This window comes from Bacteroides caecigallinarum, from assembly GCF_016902295.1.
In the GTDB taxonomy this organism is placed as follows: Bacteria; Bacteroidota; Bacteroidia; order Bacteroidales; family Bacteroidaceae; genus Phocaeicola; species Phocaeicola caecigallinarum_A.
The window spans coordinates 1-1,399 of sequence record NZ_JACJLQ010000106.1 but is presented as its reverse complement, the minus strand read 5'-3'; the positions used below and the strand labels follow the sequence as shown (position 1 = coordinate 1,399).

Here is a 1,399-nt window from a genome sequence, read left to right as displayed (position 1 = left end):
CTTTCCTTGATGGCATAGACCGAAAAGAAACCATCCTGCTGGACGTTCTAAATGAAGACTGTCACTACAACGAAGTCGTGACTTTACCTGTAGAAAGCCGTTTTATAAAGACAGAAGGTGAACTGAATTATGTAAAAGTACCATCCATTGGAGATATTCTCGGAGACAAGCTTACGGCGTATGCACCCAATACAACAGGTATTCCATATATCAAAAATGGTAAGGATGCCAGCATGGAGATCATCAAACAGCTATATGATATAGCCAGACTGTTCGAGAAGACAGAGGTCCTTGAAACAACGACAAAATCGTTTGTACAAATTGCAGAAGTTGAACTCTCATACAGGCATTTGCCAAACAATCCAAAACTCATTTTCGATGATATCAGACAGACTTCGCTGTGTCTGGCAACAAGGGGAAGTGAAGGAAACGGACAATTTGATGCACTACAACGTGGTATACAAAGGATCAAATCCTTCATGTTCAATGGCGGTTATTTCATTGACGATGCGATTAGAGACGCAGCACGCGCAGCCTATATCGCCACAATGATAGAGACGGGCAACACAATAATAGAAAAATACGACGGTAATCCTGCCACCATAGGCTTCCTGGATATAGCACCCACACTTCCTTCGCGACTGAATAAGCTGAAAAGGACTTCTCCTGAAGCATATTACTATTGGGCAAAGACCAGCCATCTATTACAACAGTTGTAACTATAAACAGAAATACAATTTCAGCAAGGAGAAAAAGACCAATATAGCCCTCCATCAACCAGAACAGCATTCTGACTGATGGAGGGCTTTCTACAAGTTTAAAGTTTAGATTTACCCATGTATATATACATGTATCTTAAACTAAACTTACTTGACTGATTCAGCCATACAACAGGATAAGCCATTGAGTTTACAAGTTTAATAGTATGTATATATGAATTGATAAACTTATTTATAAACTTCATCCCTAAGCAGGAAAGTAAGTTCTTTTTTCCTTTGCTGAAAAATCATGTAGCATAAATTTCTACCATATGCAGGATTAACATAACGTACATCTTTCTGAGAATCTGAAAACCTGTATATATGTGAATACCTTTTTCTCCTTGCTGAAATAATTGGCGACTAAATAAACACAGATGAGATATTGAGAAATATTTTCGATAAATATTATGCGAAATAATTGATAATTACCTAATTTTGCAAAATATAGATGCATATTAGAGATAAATTCATTCGCATCTGTGTTATTAACTCAAGTTTCGGATTTAGAATATTTCGATGAGAAGTAAATAAAAAAGGCTTTGAGAATTTCTGTATATAACAGAAATTGAGTAAATTAGTAGCTCCCAAACGACTAATTCCACATCTCAAAGCCATGAGCAAATATACTAATATTCCGT

General features: G+C 36.4%; 1 protein-coding gene. It reads left to right on the top strand.

The genetic code is table 11. The features are described 5' to 3' along the window. The coding region (locus H6A27_RS14350) for a nucleotidyl transferase AbiEii/AbiGii toxin family protein (protein WP_204509177.1) at positions 1–719 on the top strand (719 nt) is incomplete at its 5' end. Between the last annotated feature and the right edge of the window lie 680 nt (positions 720–1,399).